Source organism: Streptomyces sp. NBC_00193, from assembly GCF_026342735.1.
Lineage (GTDB): Bacteria > Actinomycetota > Actinomycetes > Streptomycetales > Streptomycetaceae > Streptomyces > Streptomyces stoeckheimensis.
The window spans coordinates 1,032,086-1,057,017 of sequence record NZ_JAPEMM010000001.1; the positions used below are offsets into that span (position 1 = coordinate 1,032,086).

Sequence of the window (24,932 nt, forward strand, 5' to 3'; positions counted from 1 at the left end):
CGCTCACAGCTTCGGCGCAATCTCTTCGGTCCAGATCCGGTCCCGCTGCTCCGGGGAGAGGTGACAGGCGGCCCAGTGCCGGCCTGCGCCCTCCGCGGAGGTGTCGACGAGGGACAGCTCGGGCCGTACGGTCCGCGTGACATCGCCCTTGGGCAGGTCGGCGTACGGGCACCGGGGGTTGAAGGCGCAGCCGCTCGGGATGTTGATCAGGCTGGGCGGCGAGCCCTTGACCGGGATGAGGCGTTCGGTCTGTTCCCGGTCGATGCGGGGCATCGAGCCGAGCAGGCCCCAGGTGTACGGGTGGCGGGGCTCGTAGAACACCTTCTCCGCGCTGCCGCGCTCCACGCACCGGCCGCCGTACATCACGAGGAGGTCGTCGGCCATCTCGGCGACCACGCCGAGGTCGTGCGTGATCATGATGACCGCGGAGCCGAACTCCTTCTGCAGGTCCCGGATCAGGTCGAGGATCTGCGCCTGGACGGTGACGTCGAGGGCGGTGGTGGGCTCGTCCGCGATGAGCAGTTCGGGGTTGTTGACCAGCGCCATCGCGATCATCGCGCGCTGGCGCATGCCGCCGGAGAACTCGTGCGGGTAGCTGTCGACCCGCTTGTGCGGCTCGGGGATGCCCACGCGGTCGAGGAGCTCGACGGCCCGCTTGCGGGCGGCCTTCTTGTCGGCCTTGTTGTGGACCCGGTAGGCCTCGGCGATCTGCTTGCCCACGGTGAAGTAGGGGTGCATCGCCGACAGCGGGTCCTGGAAGATCATCGCGATCTCCCGGCCGCGCAGCTTGCGGACCTCTTCCTCGGGGCTGGACAGCAGTTCCTTGCCGTCGAGCCAGATCTCGCCGGAGATCCGGGCCCGCTGGCGGCCGTACTGGCCGACCCGGTGCAGGCCCATGATGCCCAGCGAGGTCACCGATTTGCCGGAGCCGGACTCGCCGACGATGCCGAGGGTCTTGCCCTTCTCCAGCGTGAAGGAGAGTCCGTCCACGGACTTGACCAGGCCGTCTTCCGTGGGGAAGTGCACCTTGAGGTCGCGTACGTCGAGGAACGCGGTGCCGGGCGCGCCGGTGGCGACGGGCTCGTTCGGTGCGCCCGTCACGGCGGGCGTCGTCGAATCGGTCATGACAGCCTCACTCGGGGGTCGATCACCGCGTACAAGAGGTCGACGACGAGGTTGGCCGCGACGACGAAGAAGGCGGAGATCAAGGTGATGCCGAGAATGACCGGCAGGTCGTGCTCGCTGATGGCGCGGACGGCGCTGTAGCCGAGGCCGTGCAGCGAGAAGGTGTACTCGGTGAGGACGGCGCCGCCCATGAGCGCGCCCAGGTCGAGGCCCAGGACGGTCAGGATCGGCGTCATGGTCGAGCGCATCGCGTGCTTGCCGATGACGACGGGTTCCGTCAGTCCCTTGGCGCGTGCGGTGCGGATGTAGTCCTCGTTGAGCACTTCGAGCATGGTCGCGCGGGTGAGTCGCGCGTACATCGCCGCGTAGAGGAAGGCGAGCGAGACCCACGGCAGGACCATGCCGTTGAACCAGGCTCCCGGATCCTCGGCGAAGGTCTTCTCCGGCCGCCCGAACCAGCCGAGCTGGTCGGAGAAGAGGGCGATGGCGAGCATGCCCGTGAAGTAGATGGGGAGGGAGACGCCGGCGAGGGCGAGGCCCATGGCCGAACGGTCCAGGACCGAACCGCGCTTGAGGGCGGAGATGACGCCTGCGGCGACACCGCCGATCACCCAGAGCACGACGGCACCGGCGGCGAGCGAGAGGGTGACGGGCAGCCAGTCGGTCAGCAGCGGCCACACCTCCTGCTCGCTCTTGAAGGAGTATCCGAAGCAGGGCGCGGCGCAGTGCGTGACGTCGTTGCCGTTGGCGTACGTACGACCCGCCACCAGCCCGACGACGAACTTGCCGAACTGGACGAGGATCGGGTCGGCGAGACCCATCTTCTGCCGGATGCCCTCGATGGCGGCGGGGTCGGACTGCTTGCCGACGAAGTACAGGGCCGGGTCCGTCCCGATCATCTTCGGGAAGAGGAAGAAGATTCCGAAGGTCACCAGCGAGATGACCAACAGCATGACGATGACGGCGAAGATCCGCCGGATGAGATATGCAAGCACTGCGCTCGGCCTGGCCGCGGCCCGGGGACGCCCTCTTCTGGAGAGCGCCCCCGAGCCGCCGCCGCGGCCATCACCTGCCCTTCGTGCCTAGCGGGTGTGGCACTGGAACTGAATGGGACGGTCGGTCTACTGGACGCCGAGCGAGGCGTAGTCGTAGCGGCCGTTGTACGCGTCGGAGGTGTAGACGTTGGTCAGACGGCTGCTGCGCCAAGAGATCGTCTTGTCGTAGACGAAGGGCAGGTAGACCGCGGCCTCGGAGACCTTCTGGTTCATCTGCTTGTAGATGTCGCCGGCCTTGTTGGGGTCGGTCTCCGCGATGGCGTCGTCGAACAGCTTGTTGATCGCCGGGTCGTTGAGCTCGGAGAAGTTGTTGTTGCCGCTCTGCAGGATGAAGCGGCCGTCGACCAGCGGCTGGGAGAAGCCCTGACCGGTCGGGAAGTCGGCGCCCCAGCCCATGATGATGATGCCGTAGCCCTTCTCCTTGACCACCTTCGGCGAACCGATGATGCCGGAGGTCTGGGCGCCGTCGAACTGGTCGACGTCGGCCTCGATGCCGACCTGCTTCAGGGCGTTCTGCAGGGAGACGGCCGTGGCGACCTCGACCGGCTTGTTGTTGCGGACCGCGATGGTGGTCTTGAAGCCGGTCTCCTTGCCACAGGCCTTCAGCGCGGCCTTGGCCTTCTCGACGTCGGGCTTGCCGTCGTTCGTCAGGACACCGTACGGGTCGTACTTGCCGTCAGCGCCCTTGATGCCCAGCGGCAGCATGTTGGGGGCGATGTCGCCACCGGCCTGCGGGCCGCCGCGGGCGGTCTGCAGGGACTTGTGGTCGGCCGCGTAGATGACGGCCTTGCGGCACTCGATGTTGTCGAACGGCGCGACGGTCTGCGGCATCACGGCGTACCGGATGAAGCCGGTCTGGCCGTTGTCCAGGTTGTCCTTGTGGTCCTTCAGCGCGGTGGCGCGGGCCGCCTGGCCGATGCCGGTCGCGTTGATGTCCAGGTCGAACTCGCCGTTCATCAGGCGCTTGTCCATGTCGTCCGCGTTCGCCATGAACGTGACCGAGATGGTGTCCGGGAGCGCCTTGCGGATGGTGTCCGACTCGGCCTTCCAGGCGGTGTTGCGCGAGAGCTTCATGCTCTTGTTGGGCTCGTACGAGTCGATCTTGTACGGGCCGTTGGAGAAGGGCTTGAGGCCGTACTTGGCCGCGGTGTCCTTGTCCTGCTTGACCGGGCTGGCGGCCGGCATGGCCAGCATCTGCTCGAAGTCGCCGTTGGGCGCGGGGAGCTTGAAGATGATGGTCTTCGCGTCCGGGGTCTCGATCGCCTTGAGGCCGAGCTTGTCCGGGCTGGGGTCCTTGTACGGACCCGGGTACTCGGTCTTCGGGTCGAGGACCTGCATCAGGTAGACCGGGCCGCCGGAGATGACGTCCTGGGCCCAGGTGCGCTCGATGCCGTACTTCACGTCCTGGGCGGTGACGGGGGTGCCGTCCTCCCAGGTCACGTTGTCCTTGAGGGTGTACTTGTAGGTCTTGCCGCCGTCGCTGATCTCCGCGTTGGCGGTGGCCAGGTCGGGGACGAGCTCGGTGCTCTTGGAGCCCGGCTCCGCCTTGAAGCTGACGAGCTGGCGGGCGTAGTAGCGGGAGAAGTCCCACATGAAGCCGTAGTAGCCGCGCTGCGGGTCCCACGAGTCGGCTTCCTGGGTACCGACGAACTTCAGCTCGCCGCCCGTCTTGGTCGACGCGTTGGCGACCTTGCCGATGGCGGCGTTGAAGCCGCCCGCCGCGGCCGGCTTGTCTTCCGTCTTCGCCTTGCCGTCGTCTCCGCCACAGGCGGTCGCGGACAGCATCGTCGCGAGCACGACGGCCGTGCCGGCGACGAGCCTGCGCTTGGACATGCGATGGGTAGTCACGATGCTCGCAACCCTCCGTTGTGATTCCGGTTCGAAGCCGGGTTCCGGTGTGCCCTGCGGTTCTGACCTACGGGTGCCCTGCGGGATGACCTGCGGGGACGGCTAACGGGAGCCCTTCGGGTCGAGGGCGTCGCGGACGCCGTCGCCGAAGAGGTTGAAGGCCAGCACGGTGATGAAGATCGCCATGCCGGGGAAGATCATGAAGAGCGGATCGTCCTCATAGGTCCGCACGGCCGTCGAGAGGGTCTCGCCCCAGGACGGTGTGGGCGGCTTGACGCCGACGCCCAGGAAGCTGAGCGCGGCCTCGGTCAGCACGTTGGTGGGGATCATCAGCGTCGCGTAGACGGTGATCGGCGCGACCAGGTTCGGCAGCAGCTCGCGGAAGAGGATGTACATCCGTCCCGCGCCCAGGCTCCGCGCGGCTTCGACGTACTCCCGTTCGCGCAGCGACAGGGTCTGTCCGCGGACGATGCGGCCGATGTAGGGCCAGCCGAAGAAGCCGATCACCAGGACCAGTACGGCGATCCGCAGGCCCGATCCCTCGAAGCCCCAGAGCTTGCCGGGGACGACCGAGATCAGCGCGATGATGAAGAGCAGCTGCGGGAAGGCGAGCAGCAGGTCCATGACCCGGCTGATGGCCGCGTCGACCCAGCCGCCGAAGTAGCCGGCGACGATGCCGAAGAAGGTGCCCATCGAGACCGCCACGAAGGCGGACAGGAAGGCGACCAGCAGCGAGATGCGGGCGCCGTAGACGATGCGGCTGAACACGTCGCGGCCGTTGACCGGCTCGACGCCCAGCAGGAAGTCGCTGCTCATGCCGCCGTTGGGACCGGCGGGCAGGCCCAGCAACGGGTCCAGCAGGTCTTCGTGCAGCTCCTCCGGGGGGTGGCCGAACGCGCTGACGATCAGCGGCGCGAACAGTGCGACGAGGATCAGCAGGAGCACGACGAAACCGCCGGCCAGCGCGACCTTGTCGCGCTTGAGCCGCATCCAGGCGATGCGGCCGGGCGAGCGGCCTTCGATGGCCTTGGCGGGGACGTCGGCTACGGACACGGGTGCGGGTGTCTCCGCGCTCATGTCGTGCAGTGGTGCCGTCATCGTGGTGGGGACCCCTCTCGGCCGACGGGTGGGCCGGCCCATGCCCGCCGCTGTGGCGGCGTTGGTGCGGAGTGGCGCTCGGAGTGCGAGGTACGGATGTGTGCTGCGGAACGGGCCGTGCTGGTGGTGCGCATGGTGCTGTGCGAAACAACAGGCGAAGTTCCCGTGACGGGATCGTCCTTGGAGGACTCACCCGCTCTTGGGTGGGGAGTCTTCATCGGGCGCTCGATCAGCCGCCAGACCCGCAGGTGAATGGATGCGCAACCGTGATCTGAGGGTCGAGTTCCCGTTATCCGGACTTCGCTGCCATCTCAGCGGAGCAAGACATGCTGTTCGGTACGGAATCGGACATGGCGCCCAACTCGGCGCACTAGTGCGCCTATTGGGCGTACATCAGCGTCGAAATCAGGACAACGCAAAGGCCGCACGGAACGACTGTTCCGTGCGGCCTCGGGTGGATGAATACCGATGTCTCAGTAGGCGGGCGCTTGTCCCTCGCGGTCGTAGAAGGGCCTGGTTTGCGCCCGCAGCCACATCGCCACCGGATCGTGTTCGTCCGCGAGCGCGACCGTGCACACGGGCACTCCCTCGGGGACCGCGCCGACCGACTGGCGCATCATCTCGCGCACGGATTCCAGCGCGTGCGCGGAGGCGTCGTACAGGTCGAGCCCGACGGCGAGGTACGGGGACCCCAGCGCGGGCTGCACCCAGGCACGGCGCAGCGAGCGGACGGCGGGCGTGCGGTGCGCGTGCTGCGTGAGCAGCCCGTAGAACTGCGGCAGCTCGATGGCGGGCTCGGACAGCCGCAGCGGGCCGGCCGGCATCCGGTCCAGCCCGGTGGCGATCCGGCGCAGGTCGGCCCAGGGAATGCCGACGCCGCCGCCCTGGGCGTGCGGGTTGAGCCACAGCCCCCAGCGGTCGGGGTAGAGGGCGCGGGCGATGTCCCGGCCGGTGACCACCTCGTACCCGCGGTTCCAGCCGCTGGCGGCCAGTTCCTGCGGGGAGGTCACGCAGGGCGCGTACCCGAGGCCCTCGACCTCCATGCCGCCGTACTGGGCCTCCGGAGAGCCGGGCTGCCCCTGCCAGAGGAGCATCCACAGCCGTCCCTCGGCCAGGGCGTGCAGGAGAGACTCGTAGCTCTCGTAGCGCCCCGGAGTCACCTGGCGCAGCATGTGCTCGACCTGCCCGACCGCGGCCGTGCCTGACGCACTCACCCGGTACCCCTCTTCGTCTGTTCGTCCGCCCGTCGTCCACGCGTGTCGGCCACCAGCTTAAGCGTCACTACGGCAGGTAGAAGGGGCGTACGCGCTCACGTATGTAGTCGACGACCGGGTCCTCGGCGGCGTCGAGCAGGATCAACTGCACCGGCCAGGGCGGTGGTACGCGGGTCAGGGCGCGGCCGAGCGCGTCCATCGGGGCGTTTCGCATGCCGGGCTCCCATCCCACCAGGTGGACCCCGACGTACAGCTCCGGCGAGCCGCCCTCGACGCTGGCGAGGCAGCGGTGCGCGGAGGCGACGACTCCGGTGGTGCGGAACTCCTCCGCGGCGGCGGCCAGGAACTCGACCGGGTCCTCCTGCCAGTCGGGCTCGTAGAGCCGGACCCGGCCGCCGGTGGCGGGGCCGTCGAGCGGGCTGCGGCCGGTGCGGCAGAGCTCCGCTACGGCCGGCGGGGGCAGGGGCACGCCGACGGATCCCTCGGGGTTGACCGCGATGCCGAGCTGCGGGGGCAGGCCGCGGGCGAAGTCCACGGCGGGGGCGACGGCGAAGTCCATGAGGGGCCCGGCGCAGGCGCGGAACTGCTCCTCGGAGCTGTAGACGGGCACGTAGGCGGCGCCGTCGATGTCCATGGTGGGCAGGCTCAGGCTGTTCACCCCGCCGGGCAGCGGGATCCACAGGTGGCTCCGCCCGAGGACCTCGAGGATCCGCCCCCCGGCGTCCGCCTGTCCGAGCGCCGCCCCGAGCACCTGCTCCAGCTCGTTACCCGGCCACATGTACGTCTCCGCTCGCTTGCCCTTGGTCTCGACCCGAGATTAACGGGCGCCTGCGACACCCCGGCCGGGGGCCGGGGCCCGACCGCTAGAGGAAGCCGATCGACGTCAGCCGGGACGCCGCCCGGCGGTCCAGCAGGGTCACCGACGCGCAGCCGGCCGGCGGGCGGCCCGCCTCGGCCTCGCGCAGCAGCCGGGCCACCGCGCCCCGGTGCCGGGCGAAGGCGTACGCCGAGACGCCCCGGCCCCGCGACGCCTGCCCGGCCCGGGCCTCCTCGGGGGTGGTGTCCAGCAGTACGAGGTGCAGCGCGCGGCCGCGCCGCCGGGCCGCGGAGGCCAGCAGGGCCCGTACCCAGCTCTGCGTACCGCAGTCGTGGACGACGGCCGGGGCCCCGGAGCGCAGCACCCGCCACAGGCCCCAGTAGTGCGCGATCCGGACCGCGGGCCGGTACACCGCGTAGGGCAGGGCGGCCGGCATCCGGCGCTCCCACCGCTCGCGGGCGTCCTGGGAGTCGATGCCGCCGCCCTCCGCGGCCCGCTTGATCAGGGTGCTCTTGCCGCCGCCGGGCAGTCCGGAGACCACCACGACGTCCCCGGCGGCGAAGCGGAGCGCCCGCGGGCCCTCGACCCCGCGCAGGTCTCGTACGGCTCCGGGCTCACCCGCCGCCCCGGCCGCCGCCGGATCCCGTACGACGGCGCGCTGCGTCGGCACCCCGGCCACCGCGCCCTCGACGGTGCCCGTGGTCGTCGCCGCCAGTACTCCGAATCTCCGCACAGTGATCGCCTCCCCCGATACGGGTCACTGGACCCGTTCCCCCTGAGTGTAAAGAGACGGTAATCCGGCGGTGCCGGTTCCGTTCCGGGTCCGGTCCGCTTGCGGACCCCCTCCCCCATTCGGCCGCACGTCGTGCAATGATGTGCGCCATCTGGACACCTAACTGCATACCGGCCGCTTGAATCCGCGCGGGAGAGTCCCGGCACGCCGCAAGGCGGTGCCCGGGCGCCGAAGGAGCAAGTACCTCCCTTGAATCTCTCAGGCCCCGTACCGCGTGGATGAGGCAGATCTGAAAAGCGAGCCGCGCCACCGCCCGTGAGGGCTCCGGCGACGGTTCCACCCAAGGTGCAAGTCGATGGCCTTCCCCTGGAAGCGGGGAACTCTCGGCGAACCTCTCAGGTTCCGATGACAGATGGGGAGGAACTCCTCCTCGTCATGTCATGCCCTGGGACCCGGGAGCCACACCCATGAGCACTGCCCCCCGCCTGACCGCCCTCGATGCGCTGCACCGTTCCCTCGGTGCGACCATGACCGACTTCGCGGGCTGGGACATGCCCCTGCGGTACGCCAGCGAGCGCGACGAGCACAACGCCGTCCGCACCAAGGCCGGTCTCTTCGACCTCTCCCACATGGGCGAGATCACCCTGACCGGCCCGGAGGCCGTCAAGGTCCTGGACTACGCGCTGGTCGGCAACATCTCCACCGTCGGCGTGGGCCGCGCGCGCTACACGCACATCTGCCAGGAGGACGGCGGGATCCTCGACGACCTGATCGTCTACCGCCTGGGCGAGACCGAGTTCATGGTCGTCGCGAACGCCTCCAACGCCCAGGTCGTCCTGGACGCGATCACCGAGCGCGCCGCCGGCTTCGACGCCGAGGTCCGCGACGACCGCGACGCGTACGCGCTGCTCGCGGTGCAGGGTCCGGAGTCCCCCGGCATCCTCGCCTCCCTCACCGACGCCGACCTGGACGGGCTGAAGTACTACGCCGGCCTGCCCGGCACGGTCGCCGGGGTGCCCGCGCTGATCGCGCGTACCGGCTACACCGGCGAGGACGGCTTCGAGCTGTTCGTCGCCCCCGAGCACGCCGTGGAGCTGTGGCAGGCGCTCACCAAGGCGGGCGAGGGCGTCGGCCTGGTCCCGGCCGGCCTGTCCTGCCGCGACACCCTGCGCCTGGAAGCGGGCATGCCGCTGTACGGGCACGAGCTGACCACCTCCCTCACCCCGTTCGACGCGGGTCTGGGCCGGGTCGTGAAGTTCGAGAAGGAGGGCGACTTCGTCGGCCGCGCCGCCCTCGAGGCCGCCGCCGAGCGCGCCGCCTCCAACCCGCCGCGCAAGCTGGTCGGCCTGATCGCCGAGGGCCGCCGCGTTCCGCGTGCGGGCTTCTCCGTGACCTTCGACGGCCAGGTCGTCGGTGAGGTCACCTCGGGCGCCCCGTCCCCGACGCTGGGCAAGCCGATCGCGATGGCCTATGTCGACGCGGCGCACGCCGCGCCCGGCACCTCCGGCGTCGGCGTGGACATTCGCGGTACGCATGAGGCGTACGAGGTCGTGGCCCTGCCGTTCTACAAGCGGCAGAAGTAGCCCCGTACCGCACCGCACCACTGCGCACCGCACGGCTGCGCGCCGCATCGCACTTCCGATCGGCGCGTCGCGCCCGGTCCGCAGGACCACCGTTCGTATCCACTCCCCCGCATCCAGGAGAATCAGGTCATGAGCAACCCCCAGCAGCTGCGTTACAGCAAGGAGCACGAGTGGCTGTCGGTCGCCGAGGACGGCGTCTCGACGGTCGGCATCACGGAGTTCGCGGCCAACGCGCTCGGTGACGTCGTCTACGCCCAGCTCCCCGAGGTGGGCGACACGGTGACCGCGGGCGAGACCTGCGGCGAGCTGGAGTCGACCAAGTCGGTCAGCGACCTGTACTCCCCCGTCACCGGCGAGATCGTCGAGTTCAACCAGGACGTCATCGACGACCCGTCGCTGGTGAACTCGGCTCCGTTCGAGGGTGGCTGGCTCTTCAAGGTGCGCGTCACGGAGGAGCCGGCCGACCTGCTCTCCGTCGACGAGTACGCCAAGCTCACCGCCGGCAACTGACCCAGGGAACCCTGATGTCTGTACTGAACACTCCCCTCCACGAGCTCGACCCGGACGTCGCCGCCGCCGTCGACGCCGAACTCGTGCGCCAGCAGTCCACCCTGGAAATGATCGCGTCGGAGAACTTCGCTCCGGTCGCCGTCATGGAGGCCCAGGGCTCGGTCCTGACCAACAAGTACGCCGAGGGCTACCCCGGCCGCCGCTACTACGGCGGCTGTGAGCACGTCGACGTGGTCGAGCAGATCGCGATCGACCGCATCAAGGCGCTCTTCGGCGCCGAGGCCGCGAACGTGCAGCCCCACTCGGGCGCGCAGGCCAACGCGGCCGCGATGTTCGCGCTGATCAAGCCGGGCGACACGATCATGGGCCTGAACCTGGCCCACGGCGGTCACCTGACCCACGGCATGAAGATCAACTTCTCCGGCAAGCTCTACAACGTGGTCCCGTACCACGTCGACGAGACCGGCGAGGTCGACATGGCCGAGGTCGAGCGCCTCGCCAAGGAGTCCAAGCCGCAGCTGATCGTCGCGGGCTGGTCCGCCTACCCGCGCCAGCTCGACTTCGCCGCCTTCCGCCGCATCGCGGACGAGGTCGGCGCGTACCTGATGGTCGACATGGCGCACTTCGCCGGCCTGGTCGCCGCGGGTCTGCACCCGAACCCGGTGCCGCACGCCCACGTCGTCACCACCACCACGCACAAGACCCTCGGCGGTCCGCGCGGCGGTGTCATCCTGTCGACGCAGGAGCTGGCCAAGAAGATCAACTCCGCGGTCTTCCCGGGTCAGCAGGGCGGCCCGCTGGAGCACGTGATCGCGGCCAAGGCCGTCTCCTTCCTCGTCGCGGCCTCGCCCGAGTTCAAGGAGCGCCAGGAGCGCACCCTGGAGGGTGCCAAGATCCTCGCCGCCCGCCTGGTCCAGGACGACGTCAAGGCCGTGGGCGTGGACGTCCTCACCGGCGGCACCGACGTGCACCTGGTCCTGGTCGACCTGCGCAACTCCGAGCTGGACGGCCAGCAGGCGGAGGACCGCCTCCACGAGGTCGGCATCACGGTCAACCGCAACGCCATCCCGAACGACCCGCGGCCGCCGATGGTCACCTCGGGTCTGCGGATCGGCACGCCGGCGCTGGCCACCCGCGGTTTCGACGCCGAGGCCTTCACCGAGGTCGCCGAGATCATCGCGCAGGCGCTGAAGCCGGCCTACGACGCCGAGGACCTGAAGGCGCGCGTCTCGGCGCTCGCCGCGAAGTTCCCGCTGTACCCGACGCTCTAGGCGCCGGCTTGGGAGGGCCCGGTCTTGTTGTGCACAGGGCCGGGCCCTTCTCATGACCAAAGCCCCAGGCGGATGCGACCTATTGCCGCTGATACAACCAAAAAATGGCAAATAGGCTCCGAATAAAGGATTGACGCACACCCCCTGGCAGGACGGACAGCACACCCCATGGACATGAGCGCAGCGAACAAGAAGGGACTCAGTCTCTTCGCCCTGATCATGATCGGGCTCGGCTCGATCTTCGGATCGGGCTGGCTCTTCGGTGCGGGCCAGGCGGCGGCCGTCGCAGGACCCGCGGCGATCATCGCCTGGGTCATCGGTGCCGTCTTCATCGGCATGATCGCCATGTCCTACGCGGAGGTGGGCGCCGCCTACCCGCTGCCCGGCTCGATGGCCCGCTTCGGCACCATCTCGCACGGGCCGGTGCTGGGCTTCATCACCGGCTGGGCGGTCTGGATCGCCATCGCGGCCCTGATCCCGATCGAGTCCATCGCCGGTACGCAGTACATGTCCTCCTGGAACTTCGGCTGGGCCAAGGGCCTGGTCGAGAACGGCGGCCTGACCACCTCCGGCATGGCGATGGCGCTGTTCCTGACCGTGGCGCTGTGGCTGGCCTGCTACTGGTCGGTCGCGCTGCTCGCCAAGGCGAACAACCTCCTCACCCTGGTCAAGTTCGCCATCCCGGTGCTCGCCGTGATCGCCCTGATGGCCTCCGGCTTCCACACCGGCAACTTCACCGACCACGGCGGCTTCGCGCCCAACGGCTGGTCGGCGGTCATGACCGCCGTCACCACCTCCGGCGTGGTCTTCGCCTTCAACGGCTTCCAGGCCGTCGTCAACCTCGGCGGCGCCGCCAAGAACCCCGGCCGCGCCATTCCGCTGGCCCTGGTCGGTGCGCTCTCCCTCGGCCTGGTCATCTACCTGGCCCTGCAGATCGCCTTCATCGGCGGTGTCCCGCCTACGAGGCTGGCCGAGGCCGGCGGCTGGAGCGGCATCAACTTCTCCTCGCCGTTCGCCGACCTCGCCAAGATGCTGATGCTGCACTGGGTCGTCACGATGCTCCAGTTCGGTGCCTTCATCTCCCCGTCCGGTGCCAACATCGGCAACGTCGCCTCGGCCTCGTACATGGCCCAGAACCTGGCGGACACCGGCTTCTTCCCGAAGAAGATCCGCGAGGTCCACCCGAAGTACGGCACCGCGCGTCCCGCGATGTGGCTGAACCTCGGCTTCTCGATCCTGCTGCTGGTCACCGTCGGCCACAGCTGGGAGGCCCTGGCCAGCGTGGTCTCCGCCGCGATGGTGGTCTCGTACCTCATCGGCCCGATCGCGGTCGGCGTCTTCCGCAGGACCAAGCCCGAGCTGCCCCGCCCCTTCCGCCTGCCGGCGGCCAGGATCCTGTGCCCGATCACCTTCGCCTTCGCCGCCTGCGCCCTGTACTGGTCCAAGTGGCCCGACACCGGCAAGGTGGTGCTGCTCACCCTGGTCGCAGCCCCGATCGCGGCCGTCGTGCTCAAGCGCAAGGGCGAGAAGAACCTGGCCAAGCAGTTCGCCCCGGCCTGGTGGATGATCGCCTTCCTGCTGTGGCTCGGCACCCTGTCGGCGCTCGGCAGCAAGGAATTCGGCGGCCACGGGGTCATCCCGGGCGGCGTGGACATCGCCCTCGTGGGCCTCTCGGCCCTGGGCTTCTACTTCTGGGCCGTACGGTCCGGGGTCAAGGCCCACTACGCGGGCCTGCCGGGCCCCGACCCGGTCCTGGACGCCCCCGGGGCCGACACCGGCACCGCCGAGCAGTCCGAGGCACCGGAGCGCGAACTGAGCCACGCCTGAGCGTCCCCCTCCCGACCCGTCCGGCGGCCGAGCTGTTCACCTCACCGCGTTAAGCTCGGCTGCCGGACAAAATCCGCAGATCATCCCCGATCAACCCGATCAGCCCCTCCTGCCCACGCTTCCCACCCACGAGCAGACATAGGAGTCCGCAACCGTGGCCATCTCCGTCTTCGATCTCTTCTCGATCGGCATCGGTCCCTCTTCCTCCCACACCGTCGGACCGATGCGCGCCGCGCGCATGTTCGTGACCCGGCTCAAGAAGGACGGCGTCCTCGCCCAGACCGCCTCGGTCCGGGCCGAGCTCTTCGGCTCGCTCGGTGCCACCGGGCACGGCCACGGCACCCCCAAGGCGGTGCTGCTGGGCCTGGAGGGCCACTCGCCCCGCACGGTGAACGTGGAGACCGCCGACGCCGAGGTCGAGCGCATCCGCCAGACGGGCCGCCTGCGCCTGCTCGGCACGGAAATAGGTGACGGCCACGAGATCGCCTTCGACGAGCCGAACCAGCTGATCCTGCACCGCCGGCGCTCGCTCCCGTACCACGCGAACGGCATGACGCTCTTCGCGTACGACGAGGCGGGCACCCCGCTGCTGGAGAAGACCTACTACTCGGTCGGCGGCGGGTTCGTCGTGGACGAGGACGCGGTCGGCGAGGACCGGATCAAGCTCGACGACACCCCGCTGAAGTACCCCTTCCGCAGTGGTGACGAGATGCTCCGTCTCGCGAACGAGACGGGCCTGTCGATCTCCTCGATGATGCTGGAGAACGAGAAGGCCTGGCGCACCGAGGACGAGATCCGCGAGGGTCTCCTGGAGATCTGGCGCGTCATGCAGGCCTGCGTCGCGCGCGGCATGTCCCGCGAGGGCATCCTCCCCGGCGGCCTGCGGGTCAAGCGCCGGGCCGCCTCCACGGCGCGCCAGCTGCGCACCGAGGGCGACCCGATGATGCACCGCAGCGAGTGGGCGACCATCTACGCGATGGCGGTCAACGAGGAGAACGCGGCCGGCGGCCGGGTCGTCACCGCCCCGACGAACGGTGCGGCGGGCGTCCTCCCGGCGGTCCTGCACTACTACATGAACTTCGTGCCCGGCGCCGACGAGGACGGCGTGGTCCGCTTCCTCCTCGCCGCGGGAGCGATCGGCATGCTCTTCAAGGAGAACGCCTCGATCTCCGGCGCCGAGGTCGGCTGCCAGGGCGAGGTCGGCTCGGCCTGCTCGATGGCGGCCGGCGCGCTGGCCGAGGTGCTGGGCGGCACCCCGGAGCAGGTCGAGAACGCGGCCGAGATCGGCATGGAGCACAACCTCGGCCTGACCTGCGACCCCGTCGGCGGCCTCGTGCAGATCCCCTGCATCGAGCGCAACGGCATGGCGGCGGTCAAGGCCGTCACCGCGGCCAAGATGGCCATGCGCGGCGACGGCAGCCACAAGGTCTCCCTCGACAAGGTCATCAAGACCATGAAGGAGACGGGCGCCGACATGAAGGTCAAGTACAAGGAGACCGCCCGCGGCGGCCTCGCGGTCAACGTCATCGAGTGCTGACCCGCACCGTCTGACCGATTCGGGCCCCGACGCTTGGCGTCGGGGCCTTCGTCGTTCGCCGGTCCGGCTCCCGTGGCGGGCAGGTGGGTTACGCCAGTAACTTCGTTCGAGATTGGGGGGTTTATGAGGTTTGACGGGAAGTTGATCACGCTTGCGGGGGAACAAGGCAGTCTGGGCTGGTTTCTTGATGATCACTTGCGCCAGGGTGAGGGCACGACGTCGCGTCCACACCCCCGGCGGTCGGCCAACCGTCTTGGACCACAGCCGTTTTGCTTAACTGGAGGACTTGAAACATGGCAAGCACCCGCAGCATCCGCGTGATGGCGGCCGCCGCATCGCTCCCCCTCGCCTTCGCGCTCCTCTCGGGCGTCGCCCAGGCCGACAACGGGGCCGGTGCGGCCGGGACCGCGTCGAACGCGGCCCTCGCCGGCGTCCTCGGCAGCGGGGTGGGCGGCAGCAACACCGGCAACTCCTCCACCGCCCAGCAGGTCGCCTCGGGCTTCGGCGCCTCCAACCAGAACAACGGCGCCCAGGCCAACGGCTCGGGCTTCACCGCGATCGGCCAGTCCAACGCGCACGAGTCCTTCATCTACAACCCGCTCCCGTAGTTCCGGCCGGGGCCCCCGCCCCGGTCACGCCCTTGCGCCGAGCCCCGGCCTCCCCCCGGAGGCCGGGGCTCGGTGCGTCGGGCCGGGGCCCGGTGCGTCGGGCCGGGGCCCGGTGCGTCGGGCCGGGGCCCGGTGCGTCGGGCCGGGGCCCGGTGCGTCGGGCGAAGTCGGGTCGAGCGGCCCGGCCGGACGGGACTTTTGGCCGCGGGAAAGGGGCCCGGGGGTGGGCTAGCTTGCCGGAGTGGGCATTGTGGCGCGTGCGCCGGCGGGTGCCCACCCCGAGAGAGAGAGGCGCCCGCATGACCGGCACCGAGCACCGCGTCCTCCCGCTGCGCCTGGAGACCGCACCCGCGGCCGTCCCGGTGCGGGGCGTCTTCGTGTACCGCACCGAGCGGCCCTACGAGATCTCCCTCGACTTCGAGGGTGCCGGCATGCACCTCGCCCACTGGGTCTTCTCCCGGGAACTGCTGCTCGACGGCCAGGTCTGCGCCACCGGCGAGGGCGACATACAGGTGTGGCCGCGCTGGAAGGGCACCGAGCCGCGGGTCTTCTTCGCCTTCAGCAACGGCGAGCAGTCGTGCGTGGTGTCGGCCCGGGCCAAGGACGTACAGGCGCTGTGCCGCCGGATGACCGAGCTGGTGCCGCGCGGCCAGGAGCACCGGTACTACGACCTCGACGCCGAACTGAACGCCCTCCTGCCCAGCTGACCGGGGCGAATCCGGCCGGACCCTGCGGGACCCGGCGGCACCCTGTGGGACCCGGCAGACCGGGTGATCCCGGTGCAACCAGGACCGTACCGGGCGCGTCTTCACGGGTGACACCGTTCCCCGTCTCTCGGAATCGAGGGGACGCAATGAACCGTCCACGCCGCCGGCAGGCCACCGCACTGGGGTTGGGCGCACTGCTCACCGCCATGCTCGCCTTCGCCGCACCGGCTTCCGCCGCGGCCACCACGGCCGCATCCACCACCACAGCCACCCAGACTCCGCTCGTCGTCAATGCCCGCTGGGGCGGTCACTGCACGTACGACCGGGTGGTCATCGACCTTCAGGGGTACGTACCCGGGGTCACCGTCACCCCCGTCCCGAAGCTGGTCTACGACGGGTCCGGCAAGCCCGTCCCGCTGGCCGGGCGGTACTTCCTGGAGATCCGCCTGCACCCCGCCGCCGGACACGACGACGCGGGCAACAACGTCTACCGCGGGCCCAAGCTCCTCAAGATCTACCTGCCCAAGCTGAAGGGCATCGCCCTGACCGGCGACTACGAGGGGTACGTCACCTTCGGCGCCGCCTTCGACACCAAGCCCGCCTACAGCTCCTTCACGCTGCACGCCCCGGAGCGCTTCGTCCTGGACATCGCGCACCCGAACGTCTGCTGAGCACCCGCCGGCGGGAGGCCGGGCCGGGGGCCTGCCGGTGCCCGGGATTCGGGAAGCCGAAGCGGCAGCCCGCATCCCACAGGCAGCGCCGGTTCCCGTGCGCCGGCATCCCGCCGGACCGCTTGAGCAGAGCGGCCGGGCGCATCCGTACGAAGGCCCGGAAGTCTTCCCGGACTCCCCGGTCCACGCCGCCGCATCGGCCGAACCGGCCTTGCAGGGATGAGGTGTTGGTATAAGTTGGCCGCGCCCATTGAGCCCGTGTGACCTGGAGGTCTGCATGGCTGATCAGCCCGTCAAGGCGCACTTCACCGAAGACGTCACACTTCCCGACGGCCGAAGGATCCGCGTCAGCGCCTACCCCGACGGAAGCATCCGGTTCCGCGTGGACGGCCTGCCGTACGTCCTGACCGAGGCGTACCTGACCGGGAACCCGGACAAGGACCAGGCGATCATGAAAATCTCGCCGGGGAAGCAGGGCAGCAACGCCTCGCACAACTATGCGGAGTGGCTGGAGTCCAAGAAGCAGAGCTAGACCGTTCAGCGGAGGGCGCGAGAAAGACGCCGGTTCGCCGGCCGTCGGGCCACGGCCTGGGCCATCGCCCAGGAGACGCGGGAGGCGGACGCGGCCCGGCGGTGCTCGCGATGGCCTCCTGACTCGCGAACACACGCTGTCCGTCCGGGCGTTGGGTGCTGACGCCGCGCACCTGCGCGCCCGCGGCGCGGACGTCCTCGCAGGCGTCCCGGAAGAGCCGGCTCTCCGGCGTGCAGCCGACGGTCCCGGGGATGCGCGACCAGCCCTCCGGTAGGAAGTCGTCCCGTCAGGTCCGCGACGCACCGCGCCTCCGCGCTCGGCGAGCACCTTCCGGGAATCGACGTCGTCCCCATGTCTCCCCTTCTGCGCACACGGCGGCCGTTCGCCGGGGTCCGCCTTGCGCCATGAGGTCAGTTCCGGATAGAAACTCACTTGCAACTAGTGAGTTCCCAAAAGAAACTGACAAGACCCGGGGGTGGGCTCCGCATGAGCGGAACACAGGCGATCCAAGAGCGCGACCGACGCGACGACGGACAGGAGACCTCATCGCCGGGCGTCTTCTGGCGCTTCTGGGCCGCCGCCACGGTCAGCGGCGCGGGCACCGCCGTCACCACCCTCGCCCTGCCGCTCGTCGCCCTCACCGTTCTGGACTCCACCGCCTTCCAGGTCGCCCTGCTCGCCGCCGCCGGACAGGTCTCCTGGCTTCTGCTCAGCCTCCCGGCGGGCGTCCTCGCGCAGCGCGTGCCGCTGCGCCGACTCCAGGTCACGCTCGACCTCGTACGGTTCGCGGCGCTCGGATCGCTGCCGCTCGCCTGGTGGATCGGCACGCTCACGTATCCGCACCTGGTGTTCGCGGCGCTCGTCACCGGCTCGGCGACCGTGCTGTTCGACATCGGCAACTCGACCTTCCTGCCCGCCGTCGTCCCGGCCCGGCAACTGGCCGCCCGCAACAGCGTCATGTCGGGCACGCACGCCGTCACCGACACCGGCGGCCCCTCCCTCGGCGGCGTCCTGATCGGTGTGACGGGCCCGGTCGGCGCGATCGTCGTGGACGCCGCCAGCTACCTGGCCTCCGCCGTGCTCCTGCGCACCCTGCCCGAGAGCCGCCTCGCGCCCCGCACCGGCGAGAGCGCCCTGCGGCTGATGCGCGCGGGATGGCGGTACGTCACCAAGCACCCGGTCATGCGCCCCTGCATGATCTGGGCGACCGCCGCCAACTTCCTCAACGCGGCCCTCGTCGCCCTCACCCCCCTCTACCTGGTCCGCGAAGCCGGCCTCGACTCCATGCAGCTCGGTCTCGTCCTTGCCATGGACGGGGTCGGCGCGCTCGCCGGCGCCGCCGTCGCGGTCCGCGTGACCACGCGCCTCGGCACCGCGCGGGGCATCATCCTGGCCGATCTGGCCGGCGGCTCCCTGCTCCTGCTCGCCCCGCTGACCACGTCGGCGGGGGACGCGTACTGGTTCGCCCTGGGCAACGCCGGCTTCGCCTTCGGCACCGTCATCGGCTCGATCACCACCCGCACCTACCGGCAGACGCAGTCGCCCCCGGAACTGCTGTCCCGCGTGATGGCCACGGTCCGTTTCGTCTCCTGGGGCGCGCTGCCGCTGGGCGCGCTCACCGCCGGCCTCCTCGCCACCCACTTCGGCGCCCGTACCGCGCTCTGGACCGTCTGCGCCGCCGCCCTGCTGCCCCCGCTCTACCTCTTCTCCACCAAGGTGGGCCGCCACCGCGACCTCATCTGACGGGACCTGGCTCAACGGTGCTCGGGGTTCTCGAAGTCGAACCGGCAGCCGGCGTCCCACTCGGAGCGCTGGTTTCCGTGGGCGGGGATGCCACCGGTGTCCTTGAGCATCCTCGCCAGGTGGAGCTGGTTCCAGGTCATGAACGTCGTGTTGCGGTTCGTGAAGTCGTTGTCCGGCCCGCCGGAGCCGGGTTCGAGGTACGACGGGCCCGGGCCGGCCTCGCCGACCCAGCCCGCGTCCGCCTGCGGCGGAATGACATATCCGAGGTGCTGGAGGCTGTACAGGACGTTCATCGCGCAGTGCTTGGCGCCGTCCTCGTTGCCGGTGATCAGGCAGCCGCCCACGCGACCGTAGTAGGCGTACTGGCCGAACTCGTTGAGGATCGACGAGCAGGCGTACAGGCGCTCGATCACCTTCTTCATGACCGAGGAGTTGTCACCCAGCCATACGGGCCCGGCCAGCGTGAGGATGTCCGCGGCCATGACTTTCGAGTAGATGACCGGCCAGTCGTCGGTCTCCCAGCCGTGCTCCGTCATGTCCGGCCAGACGCCGGTCGCGATGTCGAGGTCCACTGCCCTGAGCACCTCGACCTGGACACCCTGGCGCTTCATGATGCCGGTGCTGATGTCGATCAGGCCCTGCGTGTGGCTCTGCTCCGGCGACCGCTTGAGGGTGCAGTTGATCACCACGGCACGCAGGTCGGCATGAGACTTGGCGTTCTCAGTCATCGTCGCGCTCCTCCAGGTCGGGTCCCGTCCACCCTCACCGGCCCCCGACAGCCCCGCCACCGGGCCGCACCCGTCCGGGCGCAGCACGGGCAGGGGCCGTCCGGACCCACCCGCACCTCGGCCCCGCCGGCGAGAACCTGCCGGTGGAGCAACTGCTCGGAACGACGAGCTGCTGATGGTGCGCGACACGGTTTCGCAGATCACCGGAGCGCCGGCCCGCCCGTTCCGGCAGTGGGCATCGGAGAACGCCGACGCCTTCCGCCGGATCGTCCGGGCCTGAGCGCGTTCATCCGTACCCGGGTGTCCGGGTCGTCCGTGTGAAACAGCCCGGCCGGAGGAGTGCGTCGACGCGCGACAGCCGGTCTTCCACGGTCACGACCCTGTGGAACTCCCTTTTCAGCCCGGGGCATTGAGGCGGACGGCGACGGCGTCGGCACGCGGCGTGACACACAAGCGGAATCCGGTCGCCGCCCGGCGCGATTGGGGCGGGTTGTTCCCGGTCCGTGCGGCCGACTAGGGTCAGCGGGCCTTGGTGTTCGGGAAACCGGTGGGAAACCGGTGCGGCCCTCGCCACTGTGATCGGGAAGTCCGGCTCCACTCCTGCGGGAAAGCCACTGGGCTGCGCGGGAGGTTCCGCGCTGCCCGGGAAGGCGGAGCATGGACGTCAACCCGTGAGCCAGGAGACCGGCCGGGGCGCGTTGTCCATCCACGAGGTGCTGGAGAGGTCTCCCTACCCATGCATATAGCCGAGGGGTTCCTGCCCCCTTTGCACGCGGTCGCCTGGGGCGCCGCGTCCGCCCCCTTCGTCGTCCACGGCGTCCGCTCGCTCACCCGCGAGGTGAAGGCCAACCCGGAGAGCACGCTGCTGCTCGGTGCGTCCGGGGCCTTCACCTTCGTCCTGTCCGCCCTGAAGATCCCTTCGGTGACGGGCAGTTGCTCGCACCCCACCGGCACCGGGCTCGGGGCGATCCTGTTCCGGCCGCCGATCATGGCGGTGCTCGGCACGATCACCCTGCTGTTCCAGGCCCTGCTGCTGGCGCACGGCGGACTCACCACCCTCGGCGCCAACGTCTTCTCGATGGCCATCGCCGGCCCGTGGGCGGGCTACGCCGTCTACCGGCTCCTGCGCAAGTCCGGACTCCCGCTGATGGTGACCGTGTTCTTCGGCGCCTTCTTCGCCGACCTGGTCACCTACTGCGTCACCAGCGTGCAGCTCGCCCTGGCCTTCCCGGATCCGGCCTCCGGATTCGCGGGCTCGCTCGCGAAGTTCGGGGGGATCTTCGCGGTCACGCAGATCCCCCTGGCCGTGAGCGAGGGGCTGCTGACCGTCCTGGTGATGCGGCTGCTGATGGCGTCGAGCAAGTCGGACCTGGTCCGGCTGGGCGTCGCCAAGCTGACGGCCCCCCGTACCGGAGAGAAGGCGGCGGCCTGATGAGCGGCATGTCCAAGAACACGAAGATCAACACCCTGCTGCTGCTCCTGGTCGCGGCGCTGGCCGTCCTGCCGATCGCCCTGGGGATGGGCGAGGGCAAGGAGGAGCCCTTCACCGGCGCCGACGCACAGGCGGAGGCGGCGATCACCGAGCTGAAGCCGGACTACGAGCCCTGGTTCTCCCCGCTGTACGAGCCCCCTTCCGGCGAGGTCGAGTCCGCGCTGTTCGCCCTGCAGGCGGCCCTGGGAGCGGGCGTGCTCGCGTACTACTTCGGCGTCCGCAAGGGCCGCCGCCAAGGGGCGGCCGCCGCTGCCGCCGCCGCCCCGGAGGCCTAGGCGGTGCTGCCGATCGACGTGGCCGCGCACGGCAGTCGCTGGCGCGGCCGGCACCCGTTGGAGAAGGCCCTGCTCGGGATCGGGCTGACGGTCACCGCCGTGTGCCTGCCGCCCTGGCCGGGCGGGCCGCTGGTGGCCGCCGCCACCCTCGCCGTGCTGCTCGGCCCGGCCGGGGTGGCCGGCCGGCAGCTCTGGCGGGCCTTCCGGATCCCGCTCGGCTTCTGCTTCACCGGGGCGCTGCCCCTGCTGTTCGCGGTCGGCGGCCCGGCGGGGCCGGTGTCCCTGGCCCCCGACGGCCCCCGGCTCGCCGCCGAACTGCTGCTGCGCACCTCGGCGGCCTCGCTCGGGCTGCTGCTGTTCGCCTTCACCACCCCGGTCTCCGACGTACTGCCCCGGCTGGTCCGGGCCGGGGTGCCGGCCCCCGTGGTGGACGTGGCCCTGGTCATGTACCGGATCGGCTTCCTGCTGCTCGACTCCATGGCCCAGGTCCGCCGGGCCCAGGCCGCCCGGCTCGGGCACACCAGCCGGGCGGCGCTGTGGCGTTCCCTGGCCGGGCTGGCCGCCACCTCCTTCGTACGGGCCTTCGACCGCGCGGCCAAGCTCCAGGCGGGTCTGGCCGGGCGCGGCTACGACGGCGCGCTGCGGGTCCTCGTACCGGAGTCGGCCCTGTCGTGGCGCTTCCTGACGGCCACCGCCGGCCTGCTGGCGGCCCTGATCACCCTGACCCTCACCCTGAAGGGGCTGTACTCGTGAACCCGTCGCTGCTCCCCTCCCCCCACGCGCCGGTGGTGGAACTGTCCGGCGCGGGCTACGCCTACGAGGACGGCCCGGCGGTCCTGACCGGCGTCGACTTCGCCATCGCGCCGGGCCGGGCGCTGGCCCTGCTGGGCCGCAACGGCAGCGGCAAGACCACGCTGATGCGGCTGCTGAGCGGCGGCCTGCGGCCCGGCGCGGGATCGCTGTGGCTGGACGGCACGGAGGTCTCGTACGACCGGGCCGGACTGACCCGGCTGCGCACGTCCGTCCAGCTGGTGGTGCAGGACCCCGACGACCAGCTGTTCGCGGCCTCGGTCGAACAGGACGTGTCCTTCGGCCCGATGAACCTGGGGCTGTCCGCTCCGGAGGTCCGCGCCCGCGTGGACTCGGCCCTCGCCGCGCTGGACATCACCCGGCTCCGGGACCGCCCCACCCACCTGCTCTCCTACGGCCAGCGCAAGCGCGCGGCGATCGCCGGGGCGGTGGCGATGGCTCCCCGGGTGCTGATCCTGGACGAGCCGACGGCCGGCCTGGACCCGGACGGCCAGGAGCGGCTCCTCGACGTCCTCGCGGGGCTGCGCGCCTCCGGCACGACGGTGGTCATGGCCACCCACGACGTGGACCTGGCGGTCCGCTGGGCCGACGACGCGGCGGTCCTGACCCCGGCGGGCATCCGCTTCGGTCCGGCCGAGGCCCTCCTCTCGGAGCCGTCCCTGCTGACCGAGGCGGGCCTGCGCCAGGCCTGGTCCCCCGCGGTGGCCGCGCTGTTGCGGGCCCACGGACTGCTGGCCGCCGACGCCCCCGGTCCCCGAAACCCGGAGGCGCTGGCCGCCTGGCGGTAGGTAGATTCCGCGTCCATGAAGACGCTGAAGGCAAGCTCCGCGCCGAACTCCCTCTTCTGGGAGGGCGAGGACCTGGTCGACCCGCTCGGCGGCTTCCGCCGGTGGGGGCCGGACGGACGGGAACACGGCTCCGTCCCCGTCCTCTCCTACCGGTTCGACCGCGCCGTGCGCTCGCCCTCGGGACGCTGGACGGTGGTCTACGGGGAGCGTGGCACCAAGGCCCTGCTCCTCGAAGGGGCGAAGGTCGTCCGCGAGCTGAACCGGAGCTTCTACCACGCGGAGGACTACGACTACCCGGTCTCGCTCGGCGCACTGCCGGACGGCCGCGAGGTACTGGTGCACTGCCCGGAGCAGTACAACAACCCCGTGGTCGAGGACGCGGCCACGGGCGAGCGGCTGACCCCCGCCGCCCGGGACCCGCAGGACGCCTTCCATTCCCGGCTCGCGGTGAGTCCGGACGGGCGGCGGCTGCTGTCCGCGGGGTGGGTGTGGCATCCGTTCGGCCAGCTGTGGGTCTTCGACCTGGCCGCGGCGGTGGCCGGGCCGGCCGAACTCGACGGCTGGGGCCGGGTGTCCTCGCCGGAGGGGCTGGACGGGGAGCCCGGGGCCGCCTGCTGGCTGGACGGGGACCGGATCGCCGTCTCCACCGGCGAAGAGGCGCTCGGCGACGAACCCGTGGCCCTCGGCCCGCGGGAGATCGGCGTGTGGTCCGCCGACGGGAAGCGGTGGCTGTGCCGCAGCCCGCTCGGGTTCGCCGCGGGGACCCTGCTCGCCTGCGGCGGCGACCGGGTGGTCAGCCTCTGCGGGCACCCCCGCCTCGTCGATGCCCGTACGGGCGCAGTCCTGGCCGAGTGGCCCGAGGTTCCGGTGTCGCACCGGGAGGGGTCCTACGGGGTCACGCACGTCCCGACCCCGGTCGCGGCCCTGCACCCCGACGAGGTGCATCTGGCCGTCGCCGTGGAGAAGGGCATCGCGATCCTCGATCTGCCGCAAACCTAGGATGGCCGCATGTCGCTCCCGCACGCCATCCTCACCGCCCTGCTCGAGAAGCCCTCGTCGGGGCTGGAGCTGACCCGGCGGTTCGACAAGTCGATCGGGTACTTCTGGTCCGCGACGCACCAGCAGATCTACCGCGAGCTCGGCCGGCTGGAGGAGTCCGGGCTGATCCGGGCGCTGCCCAGCGAGGGTCCCGTGCGGGGGCAGAAGAAGGAGTACGAGGTGCTGCCCGCCGGGAGCGGGGAGCTGGCGCGGTGGGTCGGGGAGCGTCAGGACCCCAAGGCGGTGCGGGATCCCCTGCTGCTGCGGATCCGGGCGGCCGCGGTGGTCGGGCCGCAGGGGCTGGCCGCCGAGCTGCGGCGGCATCTGGAGCTGCACCGGGCCCAGTTGGCCGTGTACGAGGGCATCGAGGAGAAGGATTTCCCGGCCGGCCGTGACTCCGACGAGGACCGGCTGCGGCGTGTCGTGCTGCACGCGGGAACCGGGCTGGAGACCTTCTGGCTGCGCTGGCTGGAGGAGGCCCTCGCCGAGGTGGAGGGCATGACCGGCGGGCCGCGCCGGGCCTGACGCGCGCCCCCGGCCCGGCAGGGGGCCAGGGGGCGGCGCGGGTGCCTACTTGTTCAGGGAGGCCCAGAACTCGTCGAAGCTCAGCAGGCCGTCGTCGTTCGAGTCCTTGGCGGCGATCACGGCCTCCGCGACCGGGCCGGTGACGAACGGGTCGCCCATCTCCGCCATCGCCGAACGGAACTCGTCGGCCGTGACGAAGCCGTCACCGTTCACGTCGAACTTGCCGAACGTCGTCCGTGCGCTCTCGATGTCCGCCACTGGGTCCACCCCTTCTTGCTTGGTGCTTGTTGACCGGCTCAGGGTAGCGGCACGGCCGGCCCCCTCACGCCCCGGGTCCCGTTCGAGCGGCAGATAGAAATTCAATTACCCTTCCGTAGTGCGGAAGCGATAATTCCAG

General features: G+C 70.6%; 25 protein-coding genes, 1 pseudogene and 2 riboswitches. Of the genes and pseudogenes, 16 read left to right on the forward strand and 10 right to left on the reverse strand.

The window, feature by feature from the left end; all coding sequences use genetic code 11:
• Positions 1–3: 3 nt before the first annotated feature.
• The 7 genes from OG898_RS04185 to OG898_RS04215 form a co-directional block, all read right to left on the reverse strand.
• Complete coding sequence (locus OG898_RS04185) at positions 4–1,125, reverse strand: ABC transporter ATP-binding protein (RefSeq protein WP_250746292.1); 1,122 nt, start codon at positions 1,123–1,125, stop codon at positions 4–6.
• A complete protein-coding gene (locus OG898_RS04190) occupies positions 1,122–2,120 on the reverse strand; it encodes an ABC transporter permease (protein WP_250746294.1) in 999 nt (332 codons plus the stop codon). The genes OG898_RS04185 and OG898_RS04190 overlap by 4 nt, the downstream gene beginning before the upstream one ends.
• Before the next feature lie 126 nt (positions 2,121–2,246).
• Complete coding sequence (locus OG898_RS04195; protein WP_266960071.1) at positions 2,247–4,013, reverse strand: ABC transporter substrate-binding protein; 1,767 nt, start codon at positions 4,011–4,013, stop codon at positions 2,247–2,249.
• A gap of 117 nt (positions 4,014–4,130) precedes the next feature.
• On the reverse strand, positions 4,131–5,126 hold the full coding sequence (locus tag OG898_RS04200; RefSeq protein ID WP_250746296.1) for an ABC transporter permease: 996 nt from the start codon (positions 5,124–5,126) through the stop codon (positions 4,131–4,133).
• 473 nt (positions 5,127–5,599) lie between these two features.
• On the reverse strand, positions 5,600–6,340 hold the full coding sequence (locus OG898_RS04205) for an enhanced serine sensitivity protein SseB C-terminal domain-containing protein (RefSeq protein WP_250746298.1): 741 nt from the start codon (positions 6,338–6,340) through the stop codon (positions 5,600–5,602).
• A gap of 67 nt (positions 6,341–6,407) precedes the next feature.
• Positions 6,408–7,118, reverse strand: a complete 711-nt coding sequence (locus tag OG898_RS04210; protein WP_250746300.1) for an enhanced serine sensitivity protein SseB — start codon at positions 7,116–7,118, stop codon at positions 6,408–6,410.
• Positions 7,119–7,203: 85 nt separating this feature from the next.
• Entirely contained in the window at positions 7,204–7,827 is a 624-nt protein-coding gene (locus OG898_RS04215) for an AAA family ATPase (protein ID WP_250746391.1), read from the reverse strand.
• A 242-nt stretch (positions 7,828–8,069) separates the two neighbouring features.
• Positions 8,070–8,173: riboswitch (glycine riboswitch) on the forward strand.
• 184 nt (positions 8,174–8,357) lie between these two features.
• Here OG898_RS04215 and gcvT point away from each other — a divergent pair.
• The 8 genes from gcvT (at position 8,358) to OG898_RS04255 (ending at position 16,604) form a co-directional block, all read left to right on the forward strand.
• A complete protein-coding gene (gcvT, locus tag OG898_RS04220) occupies positions 8,358–9,473 on the forward strand; it encodes a glycine cleavage system aminomethyltransferase GcvT (RefSeq protein ID WP_250746302.1) in 1,116 nt (371 codons plus the stop codon).
• Between the two features lie 129 nt (positions 9,474–9,602).
• Positions 9,603–9,983 carry a glycine cleavage system protein GcvH gene (gene gcvH / locus OG898_RS04225; RefSeq protein WP_250746304.1) on the forward strand — a complete coding sequence of 127 codons (381 nt, stop codon included), beginning with the start codon at positions 9,603–9,605 and terminating at the stop codon, positions 9,981–9,983.
• A 14-nt stretch (positions 9,984–9,997) separates the two neighbouring features.
• On the forward strand, positions 9,998–11,254 hold the full coding sequence (gene glyA, locus OG898_RS04230) for a serine hydroxymethyltransferase (protein ID WP_250746311.1): 1,257 nt from the start codon (positions 9,998–10,000) through the stop codon (positions 11,252–11,254).
• A 168-nt stretch (positions 11,255–11,422) separates the two neighbouring features.
• Positions 11,423–13,081, forward strand: coding sequence for an APC family permease (locus OG898_RS04235; RefSeq protein ID WP_266955040.1), 1,659 nt, complete (start codon positions 11,423–11,425; stop codon positions 13,079–13,081).
• A gap of 154 nt (positions 13,082–13,235) precedes the next feature.
• Positions 13,236–14,618, forward strand: coding sequence for an L-serine ammonia-lyase (locus tag OG898_RS04240; RefSeq protein WP_250746330.1), 1,383 nt, complete (start codon positions 13,236–13,238; stop codon positions 14,616–14,618).
• 293 nt (positions 14,619–14,911) lie between these two features.
• Positions 14,912–15,226 carry a hypothetical protein gene (locus tag OG898_RS04245; RefSeq protein ID WP_250746332.1) on the forward strand — a complete coding sequence of 105 codons (315 nt, stop codon included), beginning with the start codon at positions 14,912–14,914 and terminating at the stop codon, positions 15,224–15,226.
• Between the two features lie 299 nt (positions 15,227–15,525).
• Positions 15,526–15,933 carry an SsgA family sporulation/cell division regulator gene (locus OG898_RS04250; protein WP_250746341.1) on the forward strand — a complete coding sequence of 136 codons (408 nt, stop codon included), beginning with the start codon at positions 15,526–15,528 and terminating at the stop codon, positions 15,931–15,933.
• A gap of 146 nt (positions 15,934–16,079) precedes the next feature.
• Positions 16,080–16,604, forward strand: a complete 525-nt coding sequence (locus tag OG898_RS04255; RefSeq protein ID WP_250746343.1) for a hypothetical protein — start codon at positions 16,080–16,082, stop codon at positions 16,602–16,604.
• 34 nt (positions 16,605–16,638) lie between these two features.
• Here the strand turns inward: OG898_RS04255 and OG898_RS04260 are convergent.
• Positions 16,639–16,740, reverse strand: a pseudogene (locus tag OG898_RS04260) (flavodoxin family protein); the annotation flags it as partial.
• Positions 16,741–16,881: 141 nt separating this feature from the next.
• Between OG898_RS04260 and OG898_RS04265 the strand changes: the two are divergent.
• The gene (locus OG898_RS04265; RefSeq protein ID WP_250746345.1) at positions 16,882–17,136 is read left to right on the forward strand and encodes a hypothetical protein; all 255 of its coding nucleotides are present in this window, start codon (positions 16,882–16,884) and stop codon (positions 17,134–17,136) included.
• 486 nt (positions 17,137–17,622) lie between these two features.
• On the forward strand, positions 17,623–18,879 hold the full coding sequence (locus OG898_RS04275; protein WP_266955045.1) for an MFS transporter: 1,257 nt from the start codon (positions 17,623–17,625) through the stop codon (positions 18,877–18,879).
• 11 nt (positions 18,880–18,890) lie between these two features.
• Here OG898_RS04275 and OG898_RS04280 read toward each other — a convergent pair whose 3' ends face one another.
• Positions 18,891–19,607 carry a flavodoxin family protein gene (locus OG898_RS04280; RefSeq protein ID WP_266955047.1) on the reverse strand — a complete coding sequence of 239 codons (717 nt, stop codon included), beginning with the start codon at positions 19,605–19,607 and terminating at the stop codon, positions 18,891–18,893.
• Between the two features lie 513 nt (positions 19,608–20,120).
• Positions 20,121–20,315: riboswitch (cobalamin riboswitch) on the forward strand.
• A 28-nt stretch (positions 20,316–20,343) separates the two neighbouring features.
• Between OG898_RS04280 and OG898_RS04285 the strand changes: the two genes are divergently transcribed.
• From OG898_RS04285 to OG898_RS04310, 6 genes are read left to right on the forward strand one after another with little or no spacing between them, the layout of a single operon-like run.
• On the forward strand, positions 20,344–21,039 hold the full coding sequence (locus tag OG898_RS04285) for an energy-coupling factor ABC transporter permease (protein WP_266955049.1): 696 nt from the start codon (positions 20,344–20,346) through the stop codon (positions 21,037–21,039).
• 8 nt (positions 21,040–21,047) lie between these two features.
• Positions 21,048–21,374, forward strand: a complete 327-nt coding sequence (locus OG898_RS04290) for an energy-coupling factor ABC transporter substrate-binding protein (protein WP_266955051.1) — start codon at positions 21,048–21,050, stop codon at positions 21,372–21,374.
• 3 nt (positions 21,375–21,377) lie between these two features.
• A complete protein-coding gene (cbiQ, locus tag OG898_RS04295) occupies positions 21,378–22,127 on the forward strand; it encodes a cobalt ECF transporter T component CbiQ (protein WP_250746355.1) in 750 nt (249 codons plus the stop codon).
• Entirely contained in the window at positions 22,124–22,972 is an 849-nt protein-coding gene (locus OG898_RS04300; protein ID WP_266955054.1) for an energy-coupling factor ABC transporter ATP-binding protein, read from the forward strand. Before cbiQ ends, OG898_RS04300 begins: the two co-directional genes overlap by 4 nt.
• A 15-nt stretch (positions 22,973–22,987) precedes the next feature.
• Positions 22,988–23,971 carry a hypothetical protein gene (locus OG898_RS04305; protein ID WP_266955056.1) on the forward strand — a complete coding sequence of 328 codons (984 nt, stop codon included), beginning with the start codon at positions 22,988–22,990 and terminating at the stop codon, positions 23,969–23,971.
• 9 nt (positions 23,972–23,980) lie between these two features.
• Positions 23,981–24,535 carry a PadR family transcriptional regulator gene (locus OG898_RS04310; RefSeq protein WP_250746362.1) on the forward strand — a complete coding sequence of 185 codons (555 nt, stop codon included), beginning with the start codon at positions 23,981–23,983 and terminating at the stop codon, positions 24,533–24,535.
• 45 nt (positions 24,536–24,580) lie between these two features.
• Here the strand turns inward: OG898_RS04310 and OG898_RS04315 are convergent, their stop codons facing one another.
• Positions 24,581–24,793 carry an EF-hand domain-containing protein gene (locus tag OG898_RS04315; protein WP_243336380.1) on the reverse strand — a complete coding sequence of 71 codons (213 nt, stop codon included), beginning with the start codon at positions 24,791–24,793 and terminating at the stop codon, positions 24,581–24,583.
• Between the last annotated feature and the right edge of the window lie 139 nt (positions 24,794–24,932).

What these genes read in the sequence shown, in the direction of transcription:
- OG898_RS04185 (WP_250746292.1), bottom strand. Translation starts at nt 1,125, where the DNA reads ATGACCGATTCGACGACGCCCGCCGTGACGGGCGCACCGAACGAGCCC.
- OG898_RS04195 (WP_266960071.1), bottom strand. Translation starts at nt 4,013, where the DNA reads ATGTCCAAGCGCAGGCTCGTCGCCGGCACGGCCGTCGTGCTCGCGACG.
- OG898_RS04200 (WP_250746296.1), bottom strand. Translation starts at nt 5,126, where the DNA reads ATGACGGCACCACTGCACGACATGAGCGCGGAGACACCCGCACCCGTG.
- OG898_RS04210 (WP_250746300.1), bottom strand. Translation starts at nt 7,118, where the DNA reads ATGTGGCCGGGTAACGAGCTGGAGCAGGTGCTCGGGGCGGCGCTCGGA.
- gcvT (WP_250746302.1), top strand. Translation starts at nt 8,358, where the DNA reads ATGAGCACTGCCCCCCGCCTGACCGCCCTCGATGCGCTGCACCGTTCC.
- gcvH (WP_250746304.1), top strand. Translation starts at nt 9,603, where the DNA reads ATGAGCAACCCCCAGCAGCTGCGTTACAGCAAGGAGCACGAGTGGCTG.
- glyA (WP_250746311.1), top strand. Translation starts at nt 9,998, where the DNA reads ATGTCTGTACTGAACACTCCCCTCCACGAGCTCGACCCGGACGTCGCC.
- OG898_RS04235 (WP_266955040.1), top strand. Translation starts at nt 11,423, where the DNA reads ATGGACATGAGCGCAGCGAACAAGAAGGGACTCAGTCTCTTCGCCCTG.
- OG898_RS04245 (WP_250746332.1), top strand. Translation starts at nt 14,912, where the DNA reads ATGGCAAGCACCCGCAGCATCCGCGTGATGGCGGCCGCCGCATCGCTC.
- OG898_RS04250 (WP_250746341.1), top strand. Translation starts at nt 15,526, where the DNA reads ATGACCGGCACCGAGCACCGCGTCCTCCCGCTGCGCCTGGAGACCGCA.
- OG898_RS04255 (WP_250746343.1), top strand. Translation starts at nt 16,080, where the DNA reads ATGAACCGTCCACGCCGCCGGCAGGCCACCGCACTGGGGTTGGGCGCA.
- OG898_RS04265 (WP_250746345.1), top strand. Translation starts at nt 16,882, where the DNA reads ATGGCTGATCAGCCCGTCAAGGCGCACTTCACCGAAGACGTCACACTT.
- OG898_RS04275 (WP_266955045.1), top strand. Translation starts at nt 17,623, where the DNA reads ATGAGCGGAACACAGGCGATCCAAGAGCGCGACCGACGCGACGACGGA.
- OG898_RS04280 (WP_266955047.1), bottom strand. Translation starts at nt 19,607, where the DNA reads ATGACTGAGAACGCCAAGTCTCATGCCGACCTGCGTGCCGTGGTGATC.
- OG898_RS04285 (WP_266955049.1), top strand. Translation starts at nt 20,344, where the DNA reads ATGCATATAGCCGAGGGGTTCCTGCCCCCTTTGCACGCGGTCGCCTGG.
- OG898_RS04290 (WP_266955051.1), top strand. Translation starts at nt 21,048, where the DNA reads ATGTCCAAGAACACGAAGATCAACACCCTGCTGCTGCTCCTGGTCGCG.
- OG898_RS04305 (WP_266955056.1), top strand. Translation starts at nt 22,988, where the DNA reads ATGAAGACGCTGAAGGCAAGCTCCGCGCCGAACTCCCTCTTCTGGGAG.
- OG898_RS04310 (WP_250746362.1), top strand. Translation starts at nt 23,981, where the DNA reads ATGTCGCTCCCGCACGCCATCCTCACCGCCCTGCTCGAGAAGCCCTCG.